Source organism: Bacillus sp. HMA207, assembly GCF_003402455.1.
GTDB lineage: Bacteria > Bacillota > Bacilli > Bacillales > Bacillaceae_G > Bacillus_A > Bacillus_A cereus.
The window spans coordinates 2655967-2679544 of record NZ_BEZT01000001.1; the positions used below are offsets into that span (position 1 = coordinate 2655967).

The following is a 23578-nucleotide window of genomic DNA, read 5'->3' on the forward strand; positions in this document are numbered from 1 at the left end:
ATAAGGAAAAAACGATTTTTCTGTTCATCCTATATACTTGGCGTATAATCGTTTTGCTAGTTTCACATCATTTGTCCCATGAATAAATGCCCTACCGTCTGTAAATAAAACGAAACGATATTCATCAATTACAAATGATAGTAAGTAAGGTGTTTTTTGGACATGTACACTTTTTTGTAATCGTTTTTGAACTTCCTCTAAATGAAGAACACGTTTTACCCCTGAACGGATTTGAACCGTATTCCGTCCGCATAGCACTTCCGTTTTCATCTGTGCTTCAAATGTTAAACTTGGGTACGTGCGTGTATTTCCACAAGAGGGACATGTATTTTTCTTCTGTCTATTTACTTTTAATGAGAGATATTGATTGTTCCAAATATCAAATGATAACATTGTTCCTCTTAGCGCCTCGAAATCATCCACCAATATTTTCATTGCTTCTGTCACTTGGTGAGCAACGACCATTTGTACAGTTGGCTGAATAATTCCCGCTGTATCACATGTTGCACCGCCCATAGGATGATCCATTAAGCAGCGAAAACATGGTGTTTTTCCTGGAAGAATTGTGTACGTTACACCGTAACTTCCAATGCATCCACCATATATCCAAGGTATATTTTCTTTTTGTGAAATGTCATTTATAAGTAGACGCGTATCAAAGTTGTCAGTCGCATCCAATATGAGATCCACTTCTTTCGTTAACTCTTCCATTTCTTGCATTGTGACGTCCGTTACAACTGGTACAATTTCCACATCAGAATTAATCTTTCTTACATGTTGTGCCGCTGCAATTGCTTTTGGTTTACACTGCTGTGCATCTTCTTCTGTATATAACTGTTGCCGCTGTAAATTACTCCATTCAACATAGTCACGATCAGCAATTGTCAATTTCCCAATTCCCATCCTAACGAGTGCTTCCGCATTCGCAGCTCCTAGTGCACCCGCACCGATTAGGAGCACATGTTTCTTTCTTATTTTCCTTTGTCCCATTTTACCAATTCTAGAAAACAACACTTGCCTTGCATAACGCTCTTGCATAAGAACTCCGCCTTTCACTATCCACCAATGTAAGACATTTCAACTTTTGGACGTTTACTTGTACTTTCAACTGTTCTTTCATCTGAATATCGATCTGTTCTATATCGCCATGTATGTTGTAAAATTTTTAATAGTGAGGCGTCAGAAATATTTTCTCGAAGAAGCGTTCGCAAATCCGTTCCTTTTGTTCCAAATAAACATGTAAAAAACTTACCGTCTGCCGAAATACGGGCTCTCGTACAAGAAGAACAAAATGACTCAGAAACAGAAGTAATAAATCCAACTTCTGCATCGCTCCCTACATATCGATACATTTTCGCAACCTCTCCAAAGTAACGAGGTTTAACAGGCTCAATCGGATATACACGATTAATCTTCTCTATTAATTGTTCCTTCGTAATAACTTGTTCAAAGTTCCAGCCGTTTGTACTGCCCACATCCATAAACTCTATAAAACGGAGCTGAATTTCTTGTTCTTTAAAATAACGAGCCATATGAAGAATTTGACTATCATTCATTTCTTTTTTTACGACCATATTTACCTTTACTTCTAATCCAGCAGCCTTCGCTGCTTCAATTCCTTTCAATACAGGTTTTGTGCTTACATTTCTTCCATTAATTTTTTGGAAGACATGATCCTCTATTGCATCTAAACTAATATTTACCCGCTTTAATCCTGCGCCTTTTAGCACCTTAGCTTGTTTTGCTAAATGAATTCCGTTTGTTGTGAGCCCAATATCTTTTAAGCCTTCTAGCTTTGCAAGTCTTCCAATTAACTTCGGTAAGTCTTTACGCAATAAAGGTTCACCGCCAGTAAGCCTAATTTTATTAACTCCCATACTTATAAATAATCTCGCTAACCTTTCTATTTCATCAAATGTTAATAAACACTCTTCCTGTAAAAAAGCATAATCAGGTCCGAACACTTCAGCAGGCATACAATATGTGCACCTAAAATTACAACGATCAATAACTGAAATGCGTAAATCTTGAAGTGGCCGCTTTAAAGAATCTTTCATGTTCTCGTGCATCTATATCCCTTCTTTTCTGCTGCAATCCTTAGTAAGCTTTCATTTTTTTATTTGCCTTTATTATAAAAAAGAAGCTACATATTCAATGTGACTTTTCTCACATTACTTTCCCCATTCAAAAATTTTTCACAAATCCGTTCGAATTTTGTTCACATCTTTAATCTCATCTACTTTGTCTATTGAATTTTTCAAACTAAAAACTGAAAATCTCTTCCCCTTACGGTCATTGAAATTTCAATTTATTTTTAAAATAGCTCTTGCATTTTCATCATATTTACACTCAAAATAGGAAATGTATTGCTTATAAGAAGAAAGGTGATCACTGTGGCAAACAGTATGACATTATCTCAAGATTTAAAAGAATTACTTGCATCTGTTGAATATAAAATGCAGATAAAAAAAGGTAGTTTTATTTTTCAAGAAGGTATGGAGGCAACAGAGCTCTATATCATCCACTCAGGAAAAGTACAAATTAGTAAACTAAGTGCTGACGGACAAGAATTAACACTTCGAATTTGTTCAGAATATGACATTATTGGAGAATTAACATTGTTCACGGACAATGCAAAATACTTATTAAATTCAAAATGTCTTGAGGATGTGGAAGTAGGCGTTATAAAGCGTGAAGCGTTAGAAAAAGCATTACTCCAAAAACCTGCACTCGTATTTGAATTTATGAAATGGATTAGTGAACATTTAAGAAGAATGCAAACGAAGTTCCGAGATTTAGTATTACACGGCAAAAAAGGTGCCCTGTATTCTACCCTGATACGAATGACAAATAGTTACGGTATATTAAAAGAAAATGGGATTTTCATCGATTTACCATTAACAAATCAAGAACTTGCTAATTTCTGTGCAACTTCACGTGAAAGTGTAAATCGAATGTTAAATGAATTAAAAAAGCAAGGTACAATTTCAATTCATAAAGGAAAGATTACAATCCACGATTTACAATTTTTAAAATGTGAAATTGCTTGTGAAGATTGCTCTGCTTCTGTTTGTAGCATTGATTAGCATCTTATTTAGATGCTAATCTTTTTTCAATTTAAGCTATTTATTAACGGTTATTCCCTATGTAAACAAAAACGAGGCCTTCCATATTAGACCTCGTTTCGTTTTAACCATTAGCTCCTATCCGTTTACAGCAGTATTATTTTTTCAACTCATTAGGAATACGTCTTCTGTAAATTACATAACTACGGCTTACATATTTAATTGGGGCACTAAATACATGTACTAGTCTTGTAAATGGCCATACTGCGAATAAACCCATCCCTGCAAGAATATGAATTTTAAACCATACTGGTACTTCCATCATATATTCAACTTTCGGTTGGAAAATAAAGAGACTTCGGAACCAAGGGCCAATTGTTGTACGATAATCAAATCCTTTTGAATCGATATTTAAAAATGTTGAAGAAATTCCTGCTAACATTACGATAAGTAATAAAATAAGCGCAATATAATCTCCCTTTGTACTCGTTGCAATGATACGTTTTACAGTTACGCGGCGGTAAGTTAATATAATTAAACCGATGATAGAAGCAACACCTGCCGGAAGCCCGAAACTAATTGCCATTATGTGATACGTATGCTCAGAAATACCTATCGAACGGTATACAGCTTCTGGAATTAAAATCCCCATAACATGACCGCCAATTACGAACATAATCCCAAAGTGAAATAATAGACTTCCGATTCGGAGCATTTTCTTTTCTAATAGTTCACTAGATTTTGATGTCCATCCAAATTGATCATAGTTGTATCTAAAAATATGTCCACCGATAAAGATTGCAAAAATGATATAGGGAAACAATACCCATAGAAATTGATCCATCATTTTAACAACTCTCCTTTCTAATTTGTCTGTACACCCCATGTATCGATAGCGAGTAGAACAGCCGCAAGAATTGGTTCATACATACTACCTGCTTCTTTTAACTGAACGTGTAATGCTTGGATGTTTTCCTTGTATTTACTCATAATTGGTTCACTGTCTATCTCATTTGCATTTGCAAAAAACTCAAGCAATAGCGGTAAATAATCAGGTAATTCTTTATCTGTTACTTCAAAACCAGATTTTTTATAATGCTGTTTTAACTCCAGTAATTCAATACCTCTTTCTCTTTGTTCACCAGTGTTCATATAAGTAAGATACATATTTGTTTTCTTACCAAAATCGAATGTATATACGTAACTATCAATGAGTTGATCATTCGTTTTATTTAGCGCTTGTTTTATAAAGGCTGTAAGTGATGCTTTAACTTCTTCCTTTTCTATCGTTTCAATCTCTTCTTGCAATTCAGTTACAGCTTCTCTCCACCCTAGTTCAGGATAGGAGAGAAGAAAAGAAGAACAAGAAAAAGCAGTTTGTAAACTTTGTTTCATCATTTTCTGCCCCCTTTATTTAAGAAATTGTCATACAAGAGCCTGGACCACCTGCGAATGATAAACCACAGCTTCCTTGTTCGCTATATAAATCTGTCACTTGTTCACGGTGAGTGCCCGGAATGACGAAGCGATCTTTATATTTCGCAATAGCAAGAAGACGATACATATCTTCTACATCCTGTTTTGTTAAACCAAGTTCTTTTAATACAGCTTCATTTGGCTCTTTATTAATTTGCAGCGCTCTCATATGCGTTCGCATAACAGCCATTTTCTTCAATGTAAGACGAATGTGTGATTCATCTCCTGCAGTGAGTAAATTCGCTAAATATTGAATTGGAATACGCATATTATCGATAGCAGGGAAAATCTCTTCTGCTTGCCAGTTACTTCCTTTCCCTTCCACCATATTCATAATTGGACTAAGCGGCGGGATATACCAAACCATTGGCATTGTACGATACTCTGGGTGAAGAGGTAGAGCAATTTTCCAATCGATAATCATTTTATAGATTGGTGACTGTTGTGCCGCTTTAATCCATTCTTCAGGAATGCCTTGTTTTTTCGCTTCAGCTGCTACTTCTGAATCATTTGGATCTAGGAAAACAGTAAGCTGAGATTCATATAAATCTTTTTCGTCTTCAACAGACGCTGCTTCTTTTACTTTATCAGCGTCATATAGCATTACCCCAATATATCTGATACGTCCTACACATGTTTCTGAACAAATTGTTGGCATGCCAGCCTCAATACGTGGGAAACACATTGTACATTTTTCAGCTTTATTCGTTTGCCAGTTAAAATACACTTTTTTATATGGACAAGATGATACGCAGAATCTCCAAGCACGACATGCATTTTGATCCACAAGTACAATCCCGTCTTCTTCACGTTTATACATTGCACCAGATGGACAAGATGATACGCACGATGGATTCATACAATGTTCGCATATGCGTGGTAAATACATCATAAAGACGTTTTCAAAATCAGTTTTAATTTCTTCTTCCATTTTCTTTACGTTCGGATCTTGTAATCCTGTTATATGTCCGCCTGCTAAATCGTCCTCCCAGTTTGGACCCCATTCAATTTTGTCGATAAATTCGCCTGTAATTGCTGATTTCGGACGAGCAACTGGTTGATGCTTACGCTGTGGGCTATTTGTTAATGTTTCATAATCATAATTCCAAGGTTCAAAGTAATCATCAATTGTTGGTTGATCTGGATTGTGGAAAATGTTCATAAGACGCTTCATTTTCGAACCAGATTTCAGCTGAATTTCACCATTTTTCAATTCCCAGCCGCCTTTATATTTCTCCTGATCTTCCCATTGCTTCGGATAACCAATACCAGGTTTCGTTTCTACGTTATTGAAGTACATATATTCAGCACCTGGACGATTTGTCCAGGTGTTTTTGCACGTTACGCTACAAGTATGGCAGCCGATGCATTTATCTAGGTTCATTACCATTCCGACTTGTGCTTTAATCTTCAAGCCAATCTACCTCCTTCAGTTTGCGAATTACAACGTTTAAATCGCGCTGATTCCCAGTCGGACCATAATAGTTAAATCCATAACTTAATTGACCGTATCCACCAATCATATGTGTTGGTTTAACATGAATTCGAGTTGGACTATTATGCGTTCCCCCGCGGTTACTTGTTAATTTCGTACCAGGTACGTTTATATGACGATCTTGCGCATGGTGCATAAACGCCATTCCTCTCGGTATACGGTGCGTTACAACAGCACGCGCTACAACAACACCGTTACGATTAAAGCACTCAATCCAATCATTATCTGCAACACCCGCTTCAGCAGCGTCCTCTTTATTCATCCAAACAGTTGGACCACCTCTAAATAGCGTTAACATCGGTAATGAATCGAAGTACATACTATGAATCGACCACTTATTATGCGGTGTTAAATAGTTTAGTGTAATCTCTTTCCCTTCTACTTCGGGCCGTGATTTACGGAACGGTTTATGTTGCAGAATTGGTTTAAATGTTGCCATCGTTTCACCAAATTCTTTCATCATGTCATGGTCTAAGTAGAAAGATTGTCGACCAGTTATCGTTCTCCAAGGGATAAGACGTTCCACATTTGTTGTAAACGGTGAGTAACGGCGTCCACCTTTTTCTGAACCTGTAAATGCTGGAGAAGTAATTACTGTTTTCGGCTGTGCTGTAATTTGTTCGAATGTGAAGCATTCCTCTTCACGTTCTTCTGCTAAATCACGTAATTTTAGATCTGTTTGTTTTTCAAGTGCTTCCCATGCTTTTACTGCCATATGACCGTTTGTTGTAGAAGATAGTGTTAATACCGCTTCAGCAGCATTGATTGCTTCTTTGATGTCTGGGCAACCTTTCGCGATAGAATCCGTTCGAACAACTCCTAATTTGCTCTTTAATTGCTCATATTCTTTTTCCGCAGACCAAGAGATCCCTTTCGTACCAATCGGTTGTTTTCCGACATTCGGTCCAAGCGCAGTCATTTTGTCATAAATCGTTTTATAATCTCTTTCGACAACATGAATTTGTGGCATCGTTTTACCCGGGATTAGTTCACATTCACCTTTACTCCAATCTTTAATCTTGCCAAGTGGTTGCGCTAATTCTTGCGGTGTATCATGAAGAAGTGGTGTTGCAACAACTTCTTTCATTGGTTCAAGATCAATTTTCTTCGCTAAATCTGACACAGCTTTAGAAAGTGAAGTGAAAATATCCCAGTCAGAGCGTGCTTCCCACGGTGAACCGATTGCTGGATTAAAAGGATGCACAAATGGATGCATATCTGTACTACTTAAATCATGTTTTTCGTACCAAGTTGAAGCTGGTAATACAATATCAGAATACAGTGCTGTTCCAGCCATACGGAAATCTAAATTAATGAGTAAATCAAGCTTCCCTTCTGGTGCTTCTTCATGCCACTTAATTTCTTCTGGTCGTAATGAATCACTATCGTCATTCATTAATCCGTTTGTTGTACCTAGTAAATGTTTTAAGAAATATTCGTGCCCTTTACCGGAACTTGAAATTAAGTTCGCACGCCATACGAATAAGTTGCGCGGGAAGTTATTTTTGTTATCTGGATCTTCAATTGCAAATTTCAGTTCTTTTTCTTTTAGTTTTTGTGCAACGTATTTTCCGATTTCTTCTTGTGTTGTTGCACCAGCAGCAACAGCTTCTTTATATAGTTCAATTCCATTTTTCTCAAATGTAGGATAAGAAGGTAACCAGCCGAGTCGTGCTGCTAATACATTGTAATCACCGTGATGTTGATAACGAGAGTTTCCTTCCACTGGTGATGCTAAATGTCCAACTGGTGTATCTTCATAGCGCCATTGATCTGTTACGAAATAGAAGAAAGATGTACCATTTTGTAATTTTGGTGGCCCTTGCCAATCTTTTGCCATCGCGATTGTTTGCCATCCTTCTGCTGGTCGTAATTTTTCTTGCCCAACGTAATGCGCCCAGCCACCGCCGTTTACACCTTGTGCCCCAACGAGAAGTACAAGATTTAAAACGGCGCGATAAATCGTATCAGAGTTAAACCAATGGTTAATACCAGCTCCGACAATAATCATTGAGCGACCGTTCGTATCAACAGCATTTTGTGCGAACTCACGAGCGATTTGAATAATAAGCTCACGTTTTACTCCTGTCATTTTCTCTTGCCATGCAGGTGTAAACGGAACGTCATCATTGAAGTCTTTCGGCTCTTGTCCGCCAAGCCCTCGGTTCACACCGTAATTTGCTAACGTTAAGTCGTATACAGTTGTAACGAACACTTCGCCTTCTTCTGTCATAACCTTTTTCACTGGAATTGTACGTTCTAATACTTTGTTTCCATCATCAGAGAAGTACGGAATTTGTACAGTTCCAATCGATTCTTCCATTCCAAGTAAAGAAAGACGTGGATCAATCTTTTCACCTGTTTCTTCATCTTCTAAACGCAAGTTCCATTTCTTTTCGTTATCCCAACGTGAGCCCATTGTGCCATGAGGTGTTGCAAAATCATTCGTGTTCTCGTTCCAAAGAACAGGTTTCCATTCTCCTAACTTCGTTTCGCGTCCAATATCAGCAGCGTTTAAGAAACGATCAGCAACGAATTGATCTCCTTTTTGTTTCAATGTGACAAAGAAAGGAAAATCAGTATATTGCTTCGCATACTTTGTGAAATATTCCACTTGATTATCTACGTAAAACTCTTGTAAAATCACATGCCCCATTGCCATCGCAAGTGCACCATCTGTACCTTGTTTCACACTAATCCAATCATCCGCAAACTTTGTAGATTCAGCGAAGTCAGGACTGACAGAAACGACTTTCGTTCCTTTATATCGAACCTCTGCTAAAAAGTGAGCATCTGGTGTTCTCGTCATCGGTACATTTGAACCCCATGTCATAATGTAACCAGAGTTATACCAGTCACTACTTTCTGGTACGTCTGTTTGATCGCCCCAAATTTGCGGAGAAGCTGGTGGTAAATCTGCGTACCAATCATAGAAACTAAGCATCGGCCCACCCATAAGTTGCATAAAGCGGCTGCCTGCAGCATGACTTAACATCGACATAGCTGGAATTGGTGAAAAGCCAACATTTCGGTCTGGACCGTATTTCATTACTGTGTACAGTAATGAAGCTGAAACGAGTTGTAACACTTCATCCCAATTCGCACGAATGAATCCCCCTTTACCACGCGCCTGCTTATACGTACGTGCCTTTTCACGGTTTTCCACAATGCTTTTCCAAGCCTCTAATGGTGACTCGTTATTTTGCAATTCTTCTTGCCACATACTCCAAAGAACACCACGTACATACGGGTATTTCACACGAAGTGGACTATAAATGTACCAAGAAAAACTTGCTCCACGTGGGCATCCTCGCGGTTCAAAATCTGGCATATCAGGACCTGTCGTTGGATAGTTAAGCTCCTGCCCTTCCCAAGTTACAATTCCATCTTTCACATATATATTCCAGCTACATGAACCAGTACAGTTCACGCCGTGTGTAGAACGAATTACTTTATCATGCTGCCAACGCTTTCTGTACACATTTTCCCATTCGCGATCTTCATATGTTTCTTGTGTATGATTATCGTTATAACGATCTATTGGTGAAAAATATTTTAAACGTCTCATTAGTGCTGAAGTTTTTTTCTTCATACTGTTCACTCCTTTAATACGTCTCTCTTACATACCCTTACTATAAGAGAGGTTGTAAAATACAGATGTGACATTTCGCACAGTTCAAGAGATTGTCAAAAATTCAGTAGAAAATAAGTTTGTGAGAAAATCTTTTGTTCCGTTGTGAAGATTATGGTTAATCTTAATTATTAGGAGAATGCTATTTTGAGGTATCGACTATTTTGCAAAAGAAAAAGAGTTTTGATATTATTTCAAAACTGCCATAAGGAAAAGAGTATAAATTGTATGTAAGAAATTTTTTCCCAATGTTATTATTTTATATTGAGTCTGATTTTACATAAAACTACAAATCATTATTTACTGTATTGCCCTTAGTTACGGAAACAATTATACTAGATGTAATCGAAATAAATAATCTGAATATTCTCAGAATTTAAGGTAGAAGTTTTACTATCTACAAATAGAATTAGAAATATGTCCAATAAATTGATTAGAAAACGATAATAACATTAGGAGGATTACGATGCCCCAGCTTGATTCATTACATCCCACTGTAGAAAAAATAATCAATAATATTGAAAAAATAATGGTCGGAAAACGAAAAGAAACCATCTTAGTTTTGACAGCTCTCTTAGCTGAAGGTCATGTGCTATTAGAAGATGTTCCTGGTGTCGGAAAAACAATGTTAGTACGTGCTCTTTCTAAATCCATTGATGCTGATTATAAGCGAATTCAATTTACACCTGATTTATTGCCGTCAGATGTAACAGGAGTTTCTATTTATAATCCGAAAGAGCTCCAATTTGAGTTCAAGCCTGGACCAATTATGGGGAATTTTGTACTTGCTGATGAAATTAATCGTACATCTCCAAAGACACAATCTGCTTTACTTGAATGTATGGAAGAAGGCAATATTACAATAGATGGTATTACAAGACCTTTACCAAAGCCGTTCTTTGTCATGGCTACACAAAATCCGGTCGAATATGAAGGAACATATTCTCTACCAGAAGCTCAACTCGATCGTTTCTTATTGAAACTAAAAATGGGATATCCTACACCAGAGGAAGAATTTGAAATTTTAAACCGGATGGAAAAAACAAATCCACTCTCTCAATTACAGACCATTACTACAATAGAAGAATTACTTTATTTACAACAAAGCGTACGGGTAGTAAGTATGGACAAAGCAATTAAGCATTACATTGTAAAGCTTGTTAATCAAACTCGTACGTACAGTTCTATACAGCTAGGTGCAAGTCCACGTGGCTCAATTGCTTTAATGAAAGCTTCACAAGCTTATGCATTTATCCATGGCAGAAATTATGTTATTCCAGACGATGTTAAACTTTTAGCTCCTTACGTTTTAGCGCATAGGCTCATTTTAAAAATGGAAGCAAAATTTGAAGGAATAACTGGCGAACAAGTTATCGCAAAAATCGTTGCACGAACTACCGTGCCTACTCAAAGGACGATGAACCCTTGATGAAACGAATGCTGCGAGCGCTATATCACGTTATGAAGTTATTGCTACTCCCTTTATGCCTAGTCTTAACATTTGTGTACGCTATGTTTCAAGGCGGGTTTGTCAGTTGGTTTTTGTTTTACAGCATAATTCCCATTGCTCTTTATTCGCTACTACTCCCCTTCTACGCTTTACGGGACGCTGAAGTAAAGCGAATAACAAATCAGAATGGATATGTAGTAGGAGAACAATTTGTAAGCACGATTACAATAAAAAGAAAATTTCCTTTTCCCTTACTTTATTTAGTTATAGAAGATGAACTGCCACCACAATTTATAAGTTGTAAACAAATAAAGATGAATAAGGTAGTACTCTTCCCAGGATTGAAACGAAATATTTCGTTTCAATATGTTATTGACACAATCCCTAGAGGCGAGCACACTTTTTCAAGCGTTCGTGTCAAAACTGGCGATTTATTCGGCATGATGGAGAAAGAAGTAACTTTTTCAGTTCCAAATACATTTTTAGTCTATCCCCAGTATGTAGATATAGCGTATCGACAATTGGAAAATCATTTCGAACAAGGAGCGCTTTCAGCAAATATAAATTCAGCAAAAGACTCTACAATCTCGGTCGGTGTCAGAGACTATAAACCTGGCGATCGCTTTTCATGGATCGATTGGAAAGCAACTGCACGAACAAACAATATTATGACAAAAGAGTTTGAACAACAGCGCAGCCATAATATCATGATATTCATAGACAGAACCGAGTCTCCTCTATTCGAATCAGTCGTCACATTTACTGCCTCTATCGTAAGGGCTGTCTTGAAACAAAATTCACCAGCATCATTCGTGTCTATCGGAAAAGAACAAACTATTTTCCCTTTAGACAATGGAGATACGCAGTTACAACAAATCCTTTGTCATTTAGCAAAAGTACAAGCAGACAGTGTATTCCCGCTCTCCCAGAGTGTAGACATGGAACTAAGAAAAATTTATGAGCCCGTCACGGTTATACTCGTGACCAGTAATCTTTCTCCCGATATTCAAAAGGCGGCTGATTGTGCTGCTATAAGAAATAGAAAATGTATGGTTTTTGTCGTGAAAGAAAAAGCGAATCAACTTTCACACCGAGAACTCAGTATACTAGAAACTCTAAAAAAACGACAAATATTTGTAAACACGGTTTATGAAAACCGGTATACAAACGTGTTTTTTGAGGTGAACAAATGATGATATTACAAGCAAAATACAAGTGGGATACGAACAGATTCTTCATGCATGCATGTGTATTTCTTCTTTTACTAGAATGGCTAAGACCTCTTATAGGTATTACAAATGTAGGTAGATTAGATATTTTCGTAACATTTATAGGAATTTGCTTCGCTCTCTCTTTTTTTCAAACGAGGTGGCAGATTCCTATAAAAATTGTCACAGTCTTATTTATCATTCATTCCCTATATTATAAAAATGCTTTTATAAATCCATCTTGGCTAACAACATTCTTTTCTGATATGTTTCGAAATTCCTCCCTGTTTTTCCAAGGGAATTTACTAGATATTTCTCCAGTTTTTCCGACGGTTTTATTTTTTCTCTCATTTTGGTTTTTGAGTTCTTTCACTTCATTTTGGATTATTCATAAAAAACGTGGGTTTCTATTCCTTGTATTGACTATTATTTATATCGCAACTTTTCATAACTTACATTTATACAATGCAAACTACGCTATTATTCGTACTGTTGTCATCGGCTTTTTTATGCTTAGTCTTCTTCAAGTAGAACGAATAAAAGAACGTGAACACTTACAAAATTATGCTAGAGAAATCTCAAAATTACTTAGACCACTTACAATATTTATCGTATTATTAGCAACCATTGCATACTTTGCTCCAAAATTTGGCCCTCAATGGCCAAACCCAATGGATTTTTTAAAATTCAACACATCTGAAGCAAGTAAAGAACAAAAAATTTCTACAATTGGGTATGGTTTAGATGACTCGCGATTAGGCGGTCCTTTTAAGGCGGATCCTACAGTTGTTTTCACAGCACGAACGCAAAACAAACAATATTGGAGAGTAGAAACAAAAGATTTTTATACAGGAAAAGGCTGGGAAATTTCTGAAAATCCGAAAAAGATTTCTTTTAAAAATAAAAACGACGTCGTAAGCTGGTACGAACAAAATACAAAAATGAAAACGACTGAGGCAACAATTACCATGCAAAAAAGTTATCCTCACCTTACCTATCCAGCAGGATTAGTATCAGTTGAGGCTGCTTCTGATGTATCATACAGTGTTGACCCGTTTTCAGAAAAAATTTATACAATGAATGGAGACTCTTCTACTACTTTACATTCGTATAAAGTAACATATGAGATCCCTGAGTTTTCCATAGAAAACTTGAAAGCTGTAAAAACAAATGAAGGTCAAGAAACAAATCCTTATTTTATGACAAAGTACACACAACTTCCCAAGTCATTACCACAGCGCGTAAAAGACTTGGCTGTCAATCTTACAAATGATAAAGACAACCGATATGATAAAGTATTAGCTATTGAAAATTACTTTACAGACAACTCTTTTACATACGAATCAACGAATGTCTTATTCCCTGCCAAAAGCCAAGATTATGTAGATCAATTCCTTTTCGATACAAAAAGCGGCTACTGTAATAATTTTTCGACGTCTATGATTGTACTACTTCGTTCTGCCGGGATTCCTGCTCGCTGGGTAAAAGGCTATACAGAAGGAACTCTTGACAATACACTTGCCTCTGCAGAAGGTGAGGATGTTTATACAATCACGAACGATAACGCACACTCTTGGGTCGAAGTATATTTCCCAGGATACGGATGGATTCCATTCGAACCAACAAAAGGATTTACTAATCCCTATAATTTTATAAATAATACGCCTGCTCCTATTTCACAAAATAGCGAAGCAAATAATTCTAATAACACGCAAATACAACAACGAAATAATGAAGCAAAACTTAAAAGTTTAATAAAAAATACAGAAGAAGCTTCTACTAAAAAGGTCACAAATTCTCAAACTAGTTTTTCTTGGTGGTACGTATTCCTCTCTACGATACTAATTAGTATTATGGGATACATTCTCTTCACCACTAGAATGATATGGAGGACATTTCTTATTATTCATTTCTATAAATACCGAAAAAATGATGCTGTTTATCAAAAAGCTTACGGTGCACTTTTAAAACAATTTGCAAGAATTGGCATACCACGGGGTGAAAGTCAAACATTCCGAGAATACGCTCTCCATATCGATACACTTTACAACTCGGCCGATATGCAACAACTTACTGCCAGTTATGAGAACGCTATGTATAAACAGGGGCAGGCTGCAGCAGAATGGAAGAAATCCGTACACTTATGGGAAGTGCTTATGAAAAAAGCAGCTTCTCTACCTAAATCAGATGGCTTTGATACAGTAATTTAATCTTGAAAATGTAAGTTTAAAGAAAACGTCTCAAAGAACTACATTGTTCTTTGAGACGTTTTTTAATAAAGTGAAACTCCTAATTATTCTCCAAGTACCTTCTCAATCTCAACCTCTAAATCTACCGGCTTCGTCTGTGGCGCAAAACGCCCTACTACTTTCCCGTCTTTTCCAATTAAAAACTTCGTAAAATTCCATTTCACTGCTTTCATACCGAGTAAACCTGGTGCTTGTTCTGTCATGTATGTATATAAAGGATGAGCCTTATCACCTTTCACATCAACCTTTGCAAACATTGGGAAGTTTACACCGTAGTTTAATTCACAAAAACTAGTAATATCCGCTTCTGTACCTGGTTCTTGTCCTCCAAATTGGTTACAAGGGAATCCGAGTATTTCAAGTCCTTGGTCTTTATATTTATCATACACCTCTTGTAATCCTTTATATTGCGGTGTGAAACCACATTTACTAGCTACATTTACAATAAGAAGTGCTTTTCCTTCGTAATCTTTTAACGATTTTTCTTCACCGGTAATTGTTTTAGCTGAAAAATCATAAACTGTCATTGTCTTTGCCCCTCTCTTCACTATCATTCTATGTTTATACTATACTACATTCGTGAATATACATCTCTTATTACGTACTTATAAGATATAATGATAGCGCTTTATTTTCGTTCAAAATTCGACACATACTACTAGACTTTTATGATGGAAAGTTTTACAATTGAAATGTGAACAAAATGTGACAGTTTATATTCCATTATAAAAGAAAAGGATGGTGTCCATTATGAAAACTGCACAACATGAAACGATTTCAAATCGCGAGTTTTATTTCGTACTATATATGATGTTATTGTATGTTACTGGCTGGGTAATCGATGTAAATGGTTTATTCTTAAGCTCCTACTTTAATTTAGCAGGAGAAATTATGCTTCCATTAGTAGGCGGGATTGTTGGACTGTTCATTATGTCTATTAATAAACAACAAACGAAATAATAATATTACAAAAAGGCAGAAGACGAGCTTCGTTTTCTGCCTTTTTTCTATTTTAGCGTATAATAGAAACATGCAGTATATAAGGAGTGGTAAATATGAAAAAAGTAGAGCAATTATCTTCTCACCTATATCTGATTGATGATTTCGATTTACAACATAATGAACGAACTGGTACGTACGTTTTATTAGGTGACGATATTACTTTAATTGAAACTTGTGCAGCCCCTTCTCTTCCGTATATTTTAGAAGGCTTACAACAATTACATATTGATTTAAACGCAGTTAAAAACATTATCGTTACACACGTTCATTTAGATCACGCAGGGGCTGCTGGTTTAATGATGGAAAAGTGCCCAAATGCTACTTTATATGTGCATTCTCGTGGTGCTCGTCATATGATTGATCCAACAAAACTTATTTTAGGTGCAAAAGCTGTCTACAAAGAAGATTTCGATAAACTCTTTGACCCAATTCTTCCAATTGAAGAAGAACGTGTTCATATTGTACAACATGGTGATACGTTAAAAATTGCAAAAGACCGCACCCTTACATTTTATGATACACCAGGACATGCGAAGCACCATATTAGCATTCACGATTCATTAACAAACGGGATTTTTACTGGCGATACAATTGGAATTTATTATAGAGAACTCGCAGACGTTGATGTAGAGTTATATCTACCATCAACGTCCCCTTCACAATTCCAACCAGATGCGATGATTGCTTCTAAAAATCACATTCAAAGCATGAATGTAGATACTATTTATTTCGGTCATTACGGCGCATCCTCTCATGTTACAGAAGTATACAATCAATTGGAACATTGGCTACCTATTTTCGTTCAGACTGGTAAGGAAGTCTTTGACAAGTATAATGATTTCGATGAAGCGACTAAAGCTTTACAAACTTTGTTAATGGATAAAATCTCTTCTCATCTTACAAAGTTAAACGTTCCATCAGATCATTCCGTTTATAATATTTTACATTTAGATATAGAAATTAGCGCAATGGGCATTATTGATTATTTCACGAAGCAAGAAAAAGCAAACTCCACTATTAACTAACAGTAAAAGAAGAGATATACAACAGTAGTTATTGTATATCTCTTCTTTTTTTGAATATATTTTGAGTAAAGGATGGTGGAATATAATGCAAAAATTGATGCTATACCTCTGCTTTACATTATTTATCGTCTTATTATTATTTGTAGGAGTAAAAATTCAATTTTATTTAGATACAGACACGCAAGTGAACTTTAACGTTTATCCAAGATTATTCTACTTTACACTCTTCCCTCTTATAGTTGGCATTTTATTACGATTCCTTCAATCTATTAATCGCGAAACAAGTAAACAAAACTGGAGCTTTCAACCGGATAAATTTATTGCTATTACAGTGCCTACACTATTCATTTCCTTTTCCCCAGCACTACTCTTTTCACCACTTGCAGAATACCTACCTTATTTAGTTAATATTATTCTAATAAATACAACTTTTGTTACTATAATTAGTTTAATAGCTGGTTATTCACTTTTAGATTGTTTTATACAAAAAGATACTGCAAATATGAAAAAATATAATTGAACACTCTTTTTTTGTTTTAATAAAAAAGCTCAAAGCTAAAGCATTGAGCTTTTTACTTATCTCACCTTTTCATCTACATACTCCATAAACTGCTCCGCTTGAATAAATCTTTCTTTGTACGCCTCAGGTACTTCTTCTACTTTCATCCCACCAGTTGATTTTGTCTTCACTTGTACGATTTCATATGTCATTAAAGCTTCCACATAACGGTCAAACTCTTTTTGTGTTAATACTTCTTTACTAGACTTATGACCATTTAATTTATCAAAGTATGGCTGAAGACCCATACTTACCTTTTTCATTTCTTCTCTTTTTGCTGGTGATAATTGATCATAATCAATATTACCGTTCGAATCTCCGTACGTAAGTTTTGCATTTGTTAATTTTTTTAGTTCTTTTGTAAACTCTTCATATTCCTTCGTACCCATTTCATCTTTCGCCTCTGATAATTTTGCACTAAAACGCATATACGCCTCTAATGTCATCGTTCCGGCATGTTTTTTTAAATTCTCGAAAGATCCGTATATACCATCCGCCATAATAGATTGATACGCAAAACCAGTCGTCGGGATTAAAAATGCTGCCGCAAGCACTCCTGCAATAAGACGCTTCTTCCTTTTGTTCCCTCCGCGATTCATTTTAATCTGAACAATTACTTTTTCTTTTAACTCCGGCGGGGCAACAATTCCCTTCGATTCTTCTTGTATAGATTCTCTAACTCTACAATCTAAACTCATTTCACATTCCCTACCTCTCCTAAAAAGATTTCTTCTACTTGCTCTTTTTGACGTAGTTTCTTTAATGCTGCGTGAATTCTAGATTTCACAGTACCAATTGGAATATGTAATATTTGTGCTACTTCTTCTTGTGAATAATCGTGTAAGTATCTTAAGATAATAACTTGTTTCAATTTATACGGTAATTTATGAATGAGTTCAATTAGTTTTTGGTTTGATATTTTACTTACAACATCGTTAGAAAAATCAATTTGCACTGACTTTCTTTGCTCTTCTGCTTTTTTTATAATTCGTAGTCGCATCCACCTCTTTCTTCTATAAGAATGAATTTGTTTAATCGCAAGCCCAATTAGCCAAGGGCGAAATGGCTTCTCGCTATCATATTTACGAAGCGATTCATATAGCTGTATGTATACTTCTTGAACGACATCATCTACATCCGTTTTATCTTCAATTAAAAAATGTGCTGTTTTATATACTTCTTGAATCGTTACATCATACAATTCGCTATACGCTTCTTTATTGCCTGATAAAGTTAATTGAATTAAATGTGCGTAATCTATTTCATCCTTCATATTCCAGCCCTCCTTTGTCTTACACTATATATTGGCAGGTAATTCATATTTCGTTCGATTTTTCCGAAAAAGTTTTTTATATAAATTAATATAATGATCCACTGAGTTCATAAGCTTCACTTATAACCACACATAACTATTATATAATTTTCCAATTTCTGATAAAGATTTAAAATAATTTATATAGTCAAATTTAGGAGGACATATAATGAAAGCTATCGTTGTAACGTCGTTCGGTGGTCCTGAAGTGATGAAATATACAGATTTTGATATACCGGCTATTTCAGAAGATCAAGTTTTAATTCGCGTAGTTGCTACTAGTGTAAATTTCGCTGATATTAAATCACGTTATGGTAAAAAAGGAAATAAAGCACTACCTTTTATTCCAGGTATAGATGCCACTGGTATTGTAGAACGTGTCGGTTCTCATGTGAAAAATATTCACCCTGGACAACGTGTCATTGCTTTTCCTCAAAATGGATCTTACGCAGAATACGTTGTTGCAAATGAAAATCTTACTTTCGTATTACCCCATGAAGTTGACTTTCAAACTGCAGCCGCTTGTCCAATCGTATCTTTTACAAGCTATAATTTACTCGCAAATGTTGCAAGGCTTCAACAAGGTGAATCTGTACTCATTCATGCGGCTGCTGGCGGAATTGGCACTACTGCTATTCAACTTGCTAAACTATTAGAGGCTGGAACAGTTATAGGCACTGTCGGAAGTGAAGCAAAAAAAGAAATTGCTTTAGATGCTGGAGCTGATTATGTTATTTGTCATCAAGATGAAGATTTTGTAGAGAAAGTCAATGAACTGACAAATGGTGAAGGGGTTGATGTAATTTTAGACTCTATTTCTGGAACGGTTTCTGAAAGAAGTTTAAACTGCCTTGCTTATTACGGTCGCCTCGTTCATTTCGGTAATGCTAGCGGTGAAATTGGTAACTTTCAAACGAAAGATTTACATGCAAGTTGCCGCTCTATACTCGGTTTTAGCTTTGGAACCACACGAAAAAAGCGTCCTGAACTGCTCCAAGAAACTGCAAATGAAGTTTTCCGTTATTTGCGTGACGGACGTTTACAAATTAAGGCTACGAAATCTTTTCCACTTCAAAATGCAGGGAAAGCACATGAATGGGTCGAAAGTAGAAAAAGTACAGGGAAAGTAATACTAACTGTTTAGTCCTCTTCCTGAAATGAATACTGGAAACAGAGGTGGCATTCATGGGATCACGAATTATGCATGTTATTATCGCTAGTGGTATTGCTGAGAAACTATCAATTCACGATAAGACTTCTTTCTTACTTGGAGCTGTAGCCCCTGATGCTGTTCATTCAAAAAAAGAAAAAGGAACCTCACATTTTTATGCCGGTACAACGAAGAACTATACGAGAAGAATAGATTATGATTCATTTTTTCATAAATATGAATCACATATAGATTCCCCATTTATTTTAGGCTATTATACCCACCTCATTGCCGATGATAATTGGCTAAGTGGATTTTTTCTACCTTGGCTAAAAAATAGAATAGAGAATGACGAAACTATCGCACCCCTGTACTATAACGATTTTAAATTGTTAAATGCAAAGTTGCTTCATCATTACGATCAAGAACAACAGCTTTTCTCTCTTCTCAATCAAGAGGCTCACATTGTGGATATTGAAGAGGTTTCTAAAGAAAACGTTTTAGCTTTTCGAAAGTATCTTTTTGAAGATATGTTGTATCCAAAGCAACATTTGCATGAAGACTTACAAGTATTTACGTTTGACCAAATCGTTGGCTATATTGAGACAGCTATTGAAAAAGGAGTATTTTTTATTAAACAACTCTCTAATGAAAAATCCACTTCAAAAATTTAATCCCCCTCAAATATATTTGAGGGGGATTTTCACATAGCAATATTATTATTGGTTCTTCTCCATAACCGCAAAATAATTCCCTTCGCTATCAGCAAAGTTAAACACTTTACCAGAAGGCATGGTTACCATTTCTCCAACAGTAACATTTTTATTTGTTAAATCTGTATATAGTTGATCAAGATTTTCTGAGAAGAACATTAGGGACGGTGTACCAAGATTCAATTCTGGGCTCATTTTCGAAATAACTTCTTTATTATGTAATATAATGCTCGTTTCCGCACCGCTTTTCGGAGCGATTTCAATCCATCTCATTCCTTGCTTATTATCTTCCTCTGCAACTACATGAAACCCTACCTTCTCCGTCCAAAAATTTACTGCCTCATCTTGATTATTTACATATAACATAATTTGTCCTACTTTATGGATCATTACATTTCCCCCTAATGGTTTTTATATTCTATGTAGCTTTCTACAAATACTATCGTTATTCCTTTTGAGTTGGTATGTACTTCTTTGCAAAATTTATCGACTGACTCATCCCATCCAGTTCATCAAAATAATCATTTCTTTCAATCATGTTATATCCGTCGAATCCAATTTTATCTAATACTTTGAAGAATATATCGAAATCTACTTCACCATTCCTTGCTGCGACTTCAATATACTTACTTGAACTATCGCTTTTCACCTTTGTACAATCTTTAATATGAGTTTGTACTATATAATCTTTTAATAGTAATAAACCTTCTCCCGGATTTTCATTTACATCACTTATTAAATTTGCTGGGTCAAAGTTAACAGCTAGTCCTTTCGAGTTTGCAGTTTCTAAAAATCGTTTTAATACTATTGCTTTTTCAGATCCCGTCTCAATGGCGAAGAATCCTCCAAATCTGAACGCTAAGTCCCCTATTTCATTACAAACACGTAGCATTTTATCATAGTAGGCACTTTTTTCATCATCTGGAACTTTTCCAATATGAGCTGTTATGATCTTTGCCCCAAGCCCCAAACCTCTGTCAGTAATATATTTAAACTGATCTATTGCACTCTCAGCTTCTATTCCCATAATTCCATTTTCTCCAAAACTAATTGCTAATGATGGAATCTTTATTCCATTAAAAGATAAGCTTTTCTTTAAAGCATTCCATTCTACCATTGAGATATTAGCTAAGTTAAAGTTTTTATTCATAGCATATAATTGAATATATTCTAAATCCCATTCCCTTGCTTTTTGTATTCCTTCGTTTACTTCAATATATTTCGTATTTAAAAACATTCCTAATTTCCTATCCATATGTGTACCTTCTTTTTATTATTTCGTGTCAGTTTAATATTCGACTTTTTTTATATTATTTCCTCGTATAAACCAAATAAATAAACTACCCTTTTTTCGATACTCCCAGTAGAAGCATATATATGATAGGCACATTAAAAACACTAATACAATTCCCATTATCGCTTGTTTACAAACAAAAAAGACGTAACTACAAATAGTTACGCCTTCCCTATCATTTATCTAGGCTTTTTCTTCCCAGTAAATGCTGGTTTCTTTTTCTTTGGTGCTTTCGGTTTCGTTTCTACAAATGATCCCTTGAACATTTCTTGCTTCGTAAATACGATGCCTAGTTTTTTCGCAAATTGTAGTAATTTACGCTCTTCTTGTGGTGTTACAAGAGACACGACAGTTCCTTCTTTACCCATACGTCCAGTACGTCCTGAGCGGTGAATATATTGGTCTACTGTGTCTGGTAACTCTAAATGAATTACGTGTGTTAAATCGTCAATATCGATACCGCGTGCTGCAATATCAGTAGCAAGTAGAATTTCTAATTTCCCTCCGCGGAAAGCACGCATTGTCGCTTCACGCTCTTGTTTACTTGCTTCTGCATGAAGAGCCGCTGCTTTCATTTTACGGAATTTCAATTTCTCAGTAATTTCATCTAAACGGAATGGGTCGTTTAAGAAAGCAACTGCTTTTACATCGCCCATATGCATAATTCTTCTTACGTAATCATTTTTTTCGCGTCGCTCACAAATGATATACGTATGCTCAACTAAGCTTTTTGATTCTGCACGTGTTACACGTACTAATTGTGGTTCCACTGTTAAATCACGTGCCGCATCTTCTGCCGCTTTTGTCATTGTCGCCGAGAAGAATACTAATTGACGATCGCGCATCGTTGATTTAATTACATCTTGCACTGCGCCCATCATTTTTTGCTTTACAATTTGATCAAACTCATCAAATACAATTGTTTTTACTTCATGCATTTTTAGCTTTTTCATACGAATTAATTCTAAAATACGGCCTGGTGAACCGACAATTACTCTTGGGTGTTTCTTTAATTTTTCAACTTGGCGCTTAATATCTGCACCACCAATTAAAGATGCACCTGAAATTTCAGTTCCTGCTGTAAACTTTTGAACCTCTTCATGAATTTGCATTACAAGTTCACGTGTTGGCGCTAAAACAACAACTTGTGGCTGTTTTACTTCAGGATTAATTTTATGTAAAAGGGGTAATAAGTACGCTAATGTTTTTCCTGTTCCAGTTGGAGATTCAGCTATAACGTCTTGTCCTTCTAAAATAGTTGGAATCGCTTGTTTTTGAATTTCAGTTAACTCTTTAAAACCAGCCTTCTCCCAAGCTTGTTGTAAAAATGGTTGCATATCTTTTATCATTTGTTTTTCTCCTTTATCTCTATTTTTGAAGAAAATGCTGTATTGTTCGCACCGTTTCTATCATGTGTGAAATAACAGCTATTAAATCATCAACATGGTCTTCTGTAATCGCTTTTTGAAATAGAACCTCTACCTTATTATGATATGAAATCGCTTGCTTATTATATTCGTATGAAACTTTCTGCATAATCATTCTTTCTTTTCCCCATATAGAACGCATTAATGTTTCAATTTCTTCGCATTTTACTTCTGGTTGTTCTAACGGGAATGAAAATGCTAGCTTCATTTCACAACCTGGTGTAAACTGAGGCACTTCTAGTATTTCACCAGACAAGTTCTTTGCATCCACAGATAATGAAAATGTTGCTTCTACTAATGGTTCAAACGGTTCTGTTAATTGAAATGAGATATGATATATACGACTTAATGAAGCAAGATCCATCATATCTTTTCGATCTGTTACAAGAATATCTCCATGTAGATCAAAATCATACACAGCACCTTCTACGATTACTTTTAAATTGTCAAAAGCAGTTGGATCAAACATAATTTCCTCCAAAAAACAGGCGCCTTTCGATGGAAAGGCGCCACTTGATGTAT

General features: G+C 35.8%; 22 protein-coding genes. 9 read left to right on the forward strand and 13 right to left on the reverse strand.

The features are described 5' to 3' along the window. Nucleotides 1–24: 24 nt before the first annotated feature. Nucleotides 25–1038, reverse strand: coding sequence for a molybdopterin-synthase adenylyltransferase MoeB (locus HMAS_RS13750; RefSeq protein WP_044307176.1), 1014 nt, complete (start codon nucleotides 1036–1038; stop codon nucleotides 25–27). Between the two features lie 17 nt (nucleotides 1039–1055). Further along, nucleotides 1056–2069: a GTP 3',8-cyclase MoaA gene (moaA, locus tag HMAS_RS13755; RefSeq protein WP_044307175.1), complete on the reverse strand. Its 1014-nt coding sequence runs from the start codon at nucleotides 2067–2069 to the stop codon at nucleotides 1056–1058. Between the two features lie 324 nt (nucleotides 2070–2393). On the opposite strand from moaA, the gene HMAS_RS13760 reads away from it, so the two are divergent. Continuing rightward, entirely contained in the window at nucleotides 2394–3086 is a 693-nt protein-coding gene (locus HMAS_RS13760) for a Crp/Fnr family transcriptional regulator (RefSeq protein WP_044307174.1), read from the forward strand. A gap of 136 nt (nucleotides 3087–3222) precedes the next feature. Here HMAS_RS13760 and narI read toward each other — a convergent pair whose 3' ends face one another. The 4 genes from narI to HMAS_RS13780 are packed head-to-tail and all read right to left on the reverse strand — an operon-like array spanning nucleotide 3223 to nucleotide 9628. Continuing rightward, nucleotides 3223–3912: a respiratory nitrate reductase subunit gamma gene (gene narI / locus HMAS_RS13765; protein WP_000969216.1), complete on the reverse strand. Its 690-nt coding sequence runs from the start codon at nucleotides 3910–3912 to the stop codon at nucleotides 3223–3225. 17 nt (nucleotides 3913–3929) lie between these two features. After that, a complete protein-coding gene (narJ, locus tag HMAS_RS13770; RefSeq protein ID WP_016122390.1) occupies nucleotides 3930–4460 on the reverse strand; it encodes a nitrate reductase molybdenum cofactor assembly chaperone in 531 nt (176 codons plus the stop codon). Nucleotides 4461–4479: 19 nt separating this feature from the next. Beyond that, a complete protein-coding gene (narH, locus tag HMAS_RS13775) occupies nucleotides 4480–5955 on the reverse strand; it encodes a nitrate reductase subunit beta (RefSeq protein WP_025709753.1) in 1476 nt (491 codons plus the stop codon). After that, nucleotides 5945–9628 (reverse strand): nitrate reductase subunit alpha, encoded by a 3684-nt coding sequence (locus tag HMAS_RS13780; protein WP_116344878.1) that lies wholly within the window; start codon nucleotides 9626–9628, stop codon nucleotides 5945–5947. The genes narH and HMAS_RS13780 overlap by 11 nt, the downstream gene beginning before the upstream one ends. 505 nt (nucleotides 9629–10133) lie before the next feature. Here HMAS_RS13780 and HMAS_RS13785 point away from each other — a divergent pair. The 3 genes from HMAS_RS13785 to HMAS_RS13795 are packed head-to-tail and all read left to right on the forward strand — an operon-like array spanning nucleotide 10134 to nucleotide 14535. After that, nucleotides 10134–11096 carry an AAA family ATPase gene (locus HMAS_RS13785; protein WP_044307172.1) on the forward strand — a complete coding sequence of 321 codons (963 nt, stop codon included), beginning with the start codon at nucleotides 10134–10136 and terminating at the stop codon, nucleotides 11094–11096. After that, a complete protein-coding gene (locus HMAS_RS13790; RefSeq protein WP_000827541.1) occupies nucleotides 11096–12310 on the forward strand; it encodes a DUF58 domain-containing protein in 1215 nt (404 codons plus the stop codon). Before HMAS_RS13785 ends, HMAS_RS13790 begins: the two co-directional genes overlap by 1 nt. Continuing rightward, entirely contained in the window at nucleotides 12307–14535 is a 2229-nt protein-coding gene (locus tag HMAS_RS13795; protein ID WP_044307451.1) for a transglutaminase TgpA family protein, read from the forward strand. Before HMAS_RS13790 ends, HMAS_RS13795 begins: the two co-directional genes overlap by 4 nt. 83 nt (nucleotides 14536–14618) lie before the next feature. Here HMAS_RS13795 and bsaA read toward each other — a convergent pair whose 3' ends face one another. Next, a complete protein-coding gene (gene bsaA, locus HMAS_RS13800; RefSeq protein WP_000219434.1) occupies nucleotides 14619–15101 on the reverse strand; it encodes a glutathione peroxidase in 483 nt (160 codons plus the stop codon). 223 nt (nucleotides 15102–15324) lie between these two features. Here bsaA and HMAS_RS13805 point away from each other — a divergent pair, with 223 nt between their 5' ends. The 3 genes from HMAS_RS13805 (at nucleotide 15325) to HMAS_RS13815 (ending at nucleotide 17121) form a co-directional block, all read left to right on the forward strand. Next, nucleotides 15325–15534 (forward strand): DUF3925 domain-containing protein, encoded by a 210-nt coding sequence (locus HMAS_RS13805; RefSeq protein WP_000844984.1) that lies wholly within the window; start codon nucleotides 15325–15327, stop codon nucleotides 15532–15534. 95 nt (nucleotides 15535–15629) lie between these two features. Beyond that, nucleotides 15630–16601 (forward strand): MBL fold metallo-hydrolase, encoded by a 972-nt coding sequence (locus HMAS_RS13810; protein WP_000755000.1) that lies wholly within the window; start codon nucleotides 15630–15632, stop codon nucleotides 16599–16601. 85 nt (nucleotides 16602–16686) lie between these two features. Further along, the gene (locus HMAS_RS13815) at nucleotides 16687–17121 is read left to right on the forward strand and encodes a hypothetical protein (protein ID WP_001170917.1); all 435 of its coding nucleotides are present in this window, start codon (nucleotides 16687–16689) and stop codon (nucleotides 17119–17121) included. A 56-nt stretch (nucleotides 17122–17177) separates the two neighbouring features. Here HMAS_RS13815 and HMAS_RS13820 read toward each other — a convergent pair whose 3' ends face one another. Next, complete coding sequence (locus tag HMAS_RS13820) at nucleotides 17178–17858, reverse strand: DUF3600 domain-containing protein (RefSeq protein WP_000050697.1); 681 nt, start codon at nucleotides 17856–17858, stop codon at nucleotides 17178–17180. Next, nucleotides 17855–18433: a sigma-70 family RNA polymerase sigma factor gene (locus HMAS_RS13825; RefSeq protein WP_044307453.1), complete on the reverse strand. Its 579-nt coding sequence runs from the start codon at nucleotides 18431–18433 to the stop codon at nucleotides 17855–17857. The genes HMAS_RS13820 and HMAS_RS13825 overlap by 4 nt, the downstream gene beginning before the upstream one ends. A gap of 208 nt (nucleotides 18434–18641) precedes the next feature. Here HMAS_RS13825 and HMAS_RS13830 point away from each other — a divergent pair, with 208 nt between their 5' ends. Beyond that, complete coding sequence (locus HMAS_RS13830) at nucleotides 18642–19616, forward strand: quinone oxidoreductase family protein (RefSeq protein WP_044307454.1); 975 nt, start codon at nucleotides 18642–18644, stop codon at nucleotides 19614–19616. 41 nt (nucleotides 19617–19657) lie between these two features. Beyond that, a complete protein-coding gene (locus tag HMAS_RS13835; RefSeq protein WP_000535630.1) occupies nucleotides 19658–20296 on the forward strand; it encodes a zinc dependent phospholipase C family protein in 639 nt (212 codons plus the stop codon). A 45-nt stretch (nucleotides 20297–20341) separates the two neighbouring features. Here HMAS_RS13835 and HMAS_RS13840 read toward each other — a convergent pair whose 3' ends face one another. The 4 genes from HMAS_RS13840 to HMAS_RS13855 all read right to left on the reverse strand — a co-directional run bounded on the left by HMAS_RS13840 (nucleotide 20342) and on the right by HMAS_RS13855 (nucleotide 23525). Continuing rightward, nucleotides 20342–20725 carry a VOC family protein gene (locus HMAS_RS13840; RefSeq protein ID WP_000581467.1) on the reverse strand — a complete coding sequence of 128 codons (384 nt, stop codon included), beginning with the start codon at nucleotides 20723–20725 and terminating at the stop codon, nucleotides 20342–20344. A gap of 55 nt (nucleotides 20726–20780) precedes the next feature. Beyond that, nucleotides 20781–21590 (reverse strand): sugar phosphate isomerase/epimerase family protein, encoded by an 810-nt coding sequence (locus HMAS_RS13845; protein WP_048558215.1) that lies wholly within the window; start codon nucleotides 21588–21590, stop codon nucleotides 20781–20783. A gap of 218 nt (nucleotides 21591–21808) precedes the next feature. After that, on the reverse strand, nucleotides 21809–22978 hold the full coding sequence (locus HMAS_RS13850) for a DEAD/DEAH box helicase (protein WP_000588618.1): 1170 nt from the start codon (nucleotides 22976–22978) through the stop codon (nucleotides 21809–21811). A 19-nt stretch (nucleotides 22979–22997) separates the two neighbouring features. Further along, a complete protein-coding gene (locus HMAS_RS13855; RefSeq protein WP_000460219.1) occupies nucleotides 22998–23525 on the reverse strand; it encodes a hypothetical protein in 528 nt (175 codons plus the stop codon). Nucleotides 23526–23578 lie beyond the last annotated feature (53 nt).